Source organism: Winogradskyella sp. (genome assembly GCF_025210595.1).
Lineage (GTDB): Bacteria > Bacteroidota > Bacteroidia > Flavobacteriales > Flavobacteriaceae > Winogradskyella.
In genome coordinates, this window is record NZ_JAOARH010000099.1 from 36,443 (window position 1) to 43,256 (window position 6,814).

Sequence of the window (6,814 nt, forward strand, 5' to 3'; positions counted from 1 at the left end):
AGATGGTAACTTTGTCACAATACCTTAGTCAATTATTTTATATAAAATAGGTTTACTTGGTGTGGCATCATTCTCAAAAGATGCTACCTGAAGATTAAGCATATATGCTCCGTCTTTTATTTTATTAGAGACATAAATAAACTCTGTTATTGTAGCATCTGTTCTTAAGATTCCTTTTGTATTCCAAAAGGCGTTATGCCCTTTTAATTCGCCTCCATCTTCTTCTCTATCTATACTTGGCAAATCTACCAATAGATGTTTTATACCTTTTTTCACCAATAACTTAATAGCTTCTTCCTCAAAATAAGTCCAGTTGGTATTTGAATACTGCATTGATTTTTTGTCCTTGGTATTTGGAATAGTTCTCACAACCAATGCTTCGCGCTTTTTATTACCTAACAAAAACTGAAGTTGTTTTGCTGATATTACATAATCCTCTCCTTGCTTTTCTGGTGCAACCGTAACGACTTCTGCTAAAAAGAAAAACTGTTTTAAACATTTATGTATTGGATATTTTTCTTTTGTAATATGACCTACTGTTTCGGTATGTGTTCCGTGAGAATGCGGATTAAATGTTATGGTATTAAAATTAACCGAAGCACCATTCTCTACATTAATAATCTTATCCTCAAAAACCACTGGTTCTATTTTTGGAGGTCCAATATACCACGCATTAACATTGTTCGCACTTCCTTTTATAGATATAGATAGATCTAAAGGTTGCGTTAAGTCTATTTTTAATTTTCTGGATTTGTATTCTATTGTTGTTTTCAAGATAAATTTAATTTAAACAGCTCACTAGCAATACCATCGCTTAAAAACTGTCCTTTTTTGGTAACTTTTAAATGCTCAGCTTCAATATACAACATTTGCCGATTAATAAAAACATTGGCTTGCTCTAATAAATAATCTTTAAAAGTTGTATCAAAATCTTGTTCTACTTTTTCTAACGAAACTCCCCAAATTGTACGCAAACCTGTCATTACATATTCGTTATATCTATCTACTTTAGTTAGCGTTTCTATCTCCATTGGCAATTTGTTTTCTTGAAGAGACTTTATATACTTTGCATTGTTTCTTACATTCCAACTACGTTGTTTTCCGTTGAATGAATGTGCCGATGGACCAATACCTATATACGGTTTACCTTGCCAGTATGCAGTATTGTTTTTACTAAAATAGTTTTCTTTACCAAAATTAGAAAGCTCATAATGAATAAACTCTTTTCCTTCTAAATAGTCCTTTAAAATATGAAATTGCTCATGTGCTTGCTCATCGTTAACATCGTTCATAATCTTTTTCTTTATAAACGAAGCGAATGCTGTTTTAGGCTCTACTGTTAAGGCATAGCTAGAAACATGTGGTATGTTATAGCTTAAAGCTGTTTCAATATTTTGCAACCATTGCTCATTTGTTGCACCTGGAACTCCGTAGATTAAATCGATCGAAATATTATCGAAATAGCGGCTTGCTACTGACAGGCATTCTTTTGCTTCTTGAGCATTGTGCGCACGATTCATTAGTTTTAAATCTTCTTCAAAAAAAGATTGAATTCCAATAGACAACCTGTTTATTGGTGTTTTTGCTAGTTTATAGATTCGTTCTTTTGAAAGATCATCTGGATTGGCTTCTAAAGTAATTTCTGGATCATCTACAACCTTGTAATTATCGTAAACTGCATCAATTAACAATTGCAATTCCTCATCAGTAAGTATTGATGGTGTGCCACCTCCAAAATAAATAGTCGCAACAGCTATATCTTTAAATTCGCTTTTACGAAGCTGTAACTCTTTAACTAATGCCTCAATGAGCTCTTTTTTCTTTTTTAATGATGTTGAAAAATGAAAATCGCAATAATAACACGCTTGCTTACAAAATGGTATATGGATGTAAATGCCACCTAAAGTCTCTTTCAATTTTCCAAAAGGATAAGAATTCATATTGATATTAAAGGACATCTCTTTTTTCATTATTATCACTTGACACAAGCCTAAAACATACCGCCTTTCAACTTAAAGTTTAAAAAGTTTCCTGCCTACGCAGGAATGACAAAAACTATTTTTTCACTCTATCTTTATTCTGCTTTACAAACGCGGACCAGCCAGAATAACTTTTACCAACCTCAACTCTACCTTGATTGTAATAGTGACACACAGCTGCGGCCAATCCGTCAGTAGAATCTAGATTTTTTGGCAATTCTTTTATATTCAACAAACTTTGAAGCATTTTTGCTACTTGTTCTTTACTAGCATTACCATTACCTGTAATAGCCATTTTAATCTTTTTGGGCGAATACTCAGTTATTGGCACTTCTCTAGACAAACCTGCTGCCATAGCTACACCTTGAGCCCTTCCTAGTTTTAACATACTTTGTACATTCTTCCCAAAAAAAGGAGCTTCAATTGCAATTTCATCTGGATGATAAGTATCAATAAGCTCTACAGTACGTTCAAAAATGAGCTTTAGTTTTAGATAATGATCACTGTACTTTTGTAAATGTAACTCATTGAGTTGCATAAATACCATAGATTTACCTACCACTTTTATAAGACCAAAACCCATAATAGTAGTACCTGGATCTATACCTAATATAATTTTTTCTTTACTCATTTACTCTAACAAAGTTATTGTTTACCATCCTTTTTAATAGGTTCTGGTATAGAAAAAACAATAGGCATCATATAAGGCATACTTACTGCTTCACCATTATGCTTACCAGGCGTAAATTCTGGCAATAATTTAACAACACGTATAGCTTCTTCTTCTAATTTTGGATGTGGCCCTCTAGCACTAACATCTACAACTTTTCCTGTTTTGTCAATCTTAAAACGAACCCAAATACGCTTTCTTCCTGACTCTAAACTTAATTCTTCAGCCAAATCTGTATTAAACTTTCGTACTATATGCTTCTTAATAAAACCAGTGACACAAGTTTTCCTTTCTTCATTTACTTTTGTATGCTTACATTCTAAAGGGTAAGGCACACTTTCTATAACATGAATAGGAACATTACTTGGTTTCTCATCTGATTCAATCTCTATAATTTCAATTTCTTCTACCGTTTCTTCTGTTAATTGGGTTTTGCTTTCTTTTTCTTGTGCATTACTTATATGACCTATAAGCAACATTACACCAATACTAATTACTAAACCGATTTTATTTTTCAACAACATAGTTTCAATTTTTAATTAATAGATTATTAATGTTCAGTTCGCTTCAAATTCTATTCCAAATTTCAGTTAAATACTTTTCAGTCTTTATCGTAAAACTTTAATCGCAATACTGACAACCACTTAGAGAAATGGCTATACCAAAAGTCATATTAAATACACTGCCATTAAAAGCTCCGAGTCCACTTATTATAGGATCATAATCGTCTAAAGATGTTAAACCATAAGCATAAGCCACATCTGTATAAACAGACACTTTCTCATTAATAGCATAATGCAACTCCACACCTCCTAAAAGATTTAAATACGATTGTTTATTATCTTCCAAATCACCCAAGGGTTTTACAAAACTAAATCCAGGACCAGCATGCAAAATAGTTCTAAATCGTGATGGTAAAAACCGAATATACTCTGTTGGATCAAAAACAAATTGTGCATTTATACGAGAATAATTTACTTTAAATTCTGGTGAATCACTACCATTCTTAAATCTATTAAATCCATAATCTAGCTTTACACCATAAGTACGTTTAAACATATGCTGAACACCCAAATTAACTGTAGGAAAATTGATTGATTGCGCATAAGTTCCGTCCACAAAACCATCTGTTGTTGGGTAATTAAACCCTACAGCTATCAGTGCTTTCCATTTACTGGTTTTTTTAAATTGTGCACTACTATTAAATGTAATAAAAAGAGTGCCTAAAATAAAAAGGTATTGTTTTAAATGGAGCTTCATGTTTAAGTTTTTGATTTAATTTGCAGCATGCTTTACGATGTACCATACAAAACTAAGCAATTCTTCTTAGTGCTTATTAAGTTAAGTATTGTTGTTGGTGCATTTTATTTTATTTACTCAAAATTAGCCGAAAACAACCTAATGACTTTAGGTGATTTTTTGGCTTTTTTGAAAGAAAACAACACATTTTCGGTAAAAAACATCGTTTTATTACTCGTTTTAAGCGCTTTTAATTGGTTTTTCGAAATTTTAAAATGGCAATCTTTGGTGAAATTCATTAAACAAATTTCTTTTAAAGAGGCTTTAGAGCAAAGTTTAGGAGGACTAACTGCTTCTTTAATTACACCAAACCGTATTGGGGATTATGGAGCTAAAGCCATCTATTATAATAAAACCTATAGAAAAAGGATTGTTTTCATGAATCTTTTGGGTAATATGGCTCAAATGACCATAACCACTATTTTTGGAGTTGTTGGACTAATCATCTTTATAAATCGTTACCAAATAGAGGTTGATTATTACAAAGTCGCAAGGTTTGGAGCACTTCTTATTATAATAGGCACGTTTGCCTTTTTTGGTATTAAACACAAAAAGTTCAATATAAAAGGCTATACTTTTAATCGTATTTTAGAATATGTAAAAACCATTTCTTTTAACATTCATACCAAAAACTTACTGTATTCCTTAATACGCTATTTCATTTTCTCGTTTCAGTTTTATTATTTGCTCACCATTTTTGGAGTAGGTGTAGATTATTCTAAAGCTATGGTTGTTATTACCAGCATGTATTTATTAGCTTCTATTGTACCAAGCATAACTATTTTTGATGTGGTTATAAAAGGAAGTGTTGCAGTATTTTTATTTGGTTATGTACAAGTTAATGAACTTACAATATTATCTATAACTACTTTAATGTGGTTATTAAATTTTGCTATTCCGAGTCTTTTTGGAAGTTATTTTGTCTTAAACTTTAAACTCCCAAAAATCGAAGAATGATCTCATTTATACTTGCAGCAATCTTTATTATTTACCTAATATTTACAGGTACACTTGTTTTTGGCTTTGATAAGGTTGAAGATTTTAAATTGAAAGATTTAAAGCCTAAAACTAAATTTTCAATTATCATTCCATTTCGAAATGAAGCGAATAATTTGCCACAAATTCTCAATTCCATCACTAACCTGAATTATCCTAAGGATTTATTTGAAGTCATTTTTGTTGATGATGATTCTAAGGACAACTCTGTGGAAATAATAAAATCAAAATTAGACTTCGACAAGCTCAGTCGTACAAAAAAGATTCAATTTCAAATTTTAAAGAACAATAGAGTTTCTAATTCACCTAAAAAAGATGCTATTTCTACTGCAATTAAAATTGCAAAACACGAATGGATTGTAACCACAGATGCAGATTGTGTTTTGCCGAAATACTGGTTAGATTCTTTTGATGAGCATATACAAACTACAGACACAAACTGTGTTGCAGCTCCTGTAACCTATAATGGTCGTAATTCCTTTTTAAACCGTTTTCAAACCTTAGATATTTTAAGTCTTCAAGGCGCTACCATTGGTGGTTTTGGATTAAAACTTCCTTTTTTATGTAATGGAGCTAATTTTGCATATAACAAATCTGCGTTTATAGAAATTAATGGGTTTGAAGGCAATACTAATATTGCCAGTGGTGACGATATTTTTTTATTAGAAAAGTTTAAAAAATTAGACCATAAAAAAGTATCTTATTTAAAATCTAATAAAGCCATCTTATCCACAAAACCAGTATCTAGTTTTAGTGAATTGATACAGCAAAGATTGCGTTGGGCTTCTAAAACAAGTCATAACCCAAATTGGTTTTCAAAAGCTTTAGGTTTAATAATTTTTTTAGGCAATTTAGTATGCATTGCAATACTTCCCTTGTTGTTATTTGAATTTATAAAGCCTAAAATCGTTATTGCACTATTAGTTATAAAGTTTAGTATTGATTTTCTTCTATTGTTTAAAACTTCTCGTTTTTTTAAACAAGAAAGTCTTCTATTTTCGTACTTAGGCTCTTGTTTAATGTATCCTTTTTTTTGTGTATACATCGTTATATTATCACTTTTTAAATCTTACCAATGGAAAGGCAGAACTTTTAAAAAGTAATTCTGTTTCAGATATTTTTTGGTAGTTTTACTGAAACCAAAGTCCAAATCTTAGAATGGTCATTACCCAAATTATTAGACCACAACTTATTAAAAACAGCAAAAACACACTCATGAAAAAGATTCTAATAGCATTTTTATTTTGCCTAGCTTTTCAATTGAATTTTAGCCAGGAAACCTACACTATAAATGACGAAACAATAGAACTTAAAACCGAAATTGAAGGTAATTTAGATCTACTATGGAATATTATTAATGGTAAGTACCGCTATTTTGTTCGTACTAACGAAGGTTCTATTACAGAATTAACGAACACTAAAAATGAAAACAACAACTATCAAGAAGAATATAAATCTACTTTAAGACAGCTTACTAATGGCTTATCTACAGACAAACTAAAGCTAACCTTATACAGCCTTAAACATTATATAGACACTTATAATGCTTCAGTAGATTCTAACTACACATCTAGCATTACAGAAAGTAAAGTTGAGTTTAGATTAGGGTTTTCTGGTGGAATTACCAATAATCCTTTTGTTGATAATCCAGACAACAAAAAAACACCTATAATTGGAGCTGAGTTAGAACTTTACGAAGCTAATACTCTACCAAGACATTCTGGTTTTCTACAAGTAAGACATGCTTTTGATAGTAATGATTTTCCGTATAGTACCACAGAATTATCTTTAGGTTATCGCTATAGAATTATCAATAAAGAAACATTTTCTATTTATGGCCAAATGAAATTGGCGACATTAAATTTTTCTA

At 31.0% G+C, this 6,814-nt stretch carries 8 protein-coding genes; 3 read left to right on the forward strand and 5 right to left on the reverse strand.

All coding sequences use genetic code 11. The annotated features are described in order from the left end of the window. Positions 1-24: 24 nt before the first annotated feature. The 5 genes from N4A42_RS10860 to N4A42_RS10880 form a co-directional block, all read right to left on the reverse strand. A complete protein-coding gene (locus tag N4A42_RS10860; protein ID WP_294073849.1) occupies positions 25-774 on the reverse strand; it encodes a cyclase family protein in 750 nt (249 codons plus the stop codon). Further along, positions 771-1,940 carry a radical SAM family heme chaperone HemW gene (gene hemW, locus N4A42_RS10865; RefSeq protein ID WP_294073863.1) on the reverse strand — a complete coding sequence of 390 codons (1,170 nt, stop codon included), beginning with the start codon at positions 1,938-1,940 and terminating at the stop codon, positions 771-773. Before hemW ends, N4A42_RS10860 begins: the two co-directional genes overlap by 4 nt. A 115-nt stretch (positions 1,941-2,055) precedes the next feature. Further along, positions 2,056-2,610 (reverse strand): crossover junction endodeoxyribonuclease RuvC, encoded by a 555-nt coding sequence (ruvC, locus tag N4A42_RS10870; protein WP_294073851.1) that lies wholly within the window; start codon positions 2,608-2,610, stop codon positions 2,056-2,058. A 14-nt stretch (positions 2,611-2,624) separates the two neighbouring features. Beyond that, entirely contained in the window at positions 2,625-3,167 is a 543-nt protein-coding gene (locus tag N4A42_RS10875; RefSeq protein ID WP_294073853.1) for an energy transducer TonB, read from the reverse strand. Positions 3,168-3,270: 103 nt separating this feature from the next. Next, positions 3,271-3,909 carry a cell envelope biogenesis protein OmpA gene (locus N4A42_RS10880; RefSeq protein ID WP_294073855.1) on the reverse strand — a complete coding sequence of 213 codons (639 nt, stop codon included), beginning with the start codon at positions 3,907-3,909 and terminating at the stop codon, positions 3,271-3,273. Positions 3,910-3,936: 27 nt separating this feature from the next. Between N4A42_RS10880 and N4A42_RS10885 the strand changes: the two genes are divergently transcribed. The 3 genes from N4A42_RS10885 to N4A42_RS10895 all read left to right on the forward strand — a co-directional run. Continuing rightward, on the forward strand, positions 3,937-4,905 hold the full coding sequence (locus N4A42_RS10885; RefSeq protein ID WP_294073857.1) for a hypothetical protein: 969 nt from the start codon (positions 3,937-3,939) through the stop codon (positions 4,903-4,905). Further along, positions 4,902-6,047 carry a glycosyltransferase gene (locus tag N4A42_RS10890; RefSeq protein ID WP_294073859.1) on the forward strand — a complete coding sequence of 382 codons (1,146 nt, stop codon included), beginning with the start codon at positions 4,902-4,904 and terminating at the stop codon, positions 6,045-6,047. The genes N4A42_RS10885 and N4A42_RS10890 overlap by 4 nt, the downstream gene beginning before the upstream one ends. Positions 6,048-6,159: 112 nt before the next feature. Beyond that, on the forward strand, positions 6,160-6,814 hold a 655-nt coding region (locus N4A42_RS10895; RefSeq protein WP_294073861.1), incomplete at its 3' end, for a hypothetical protein.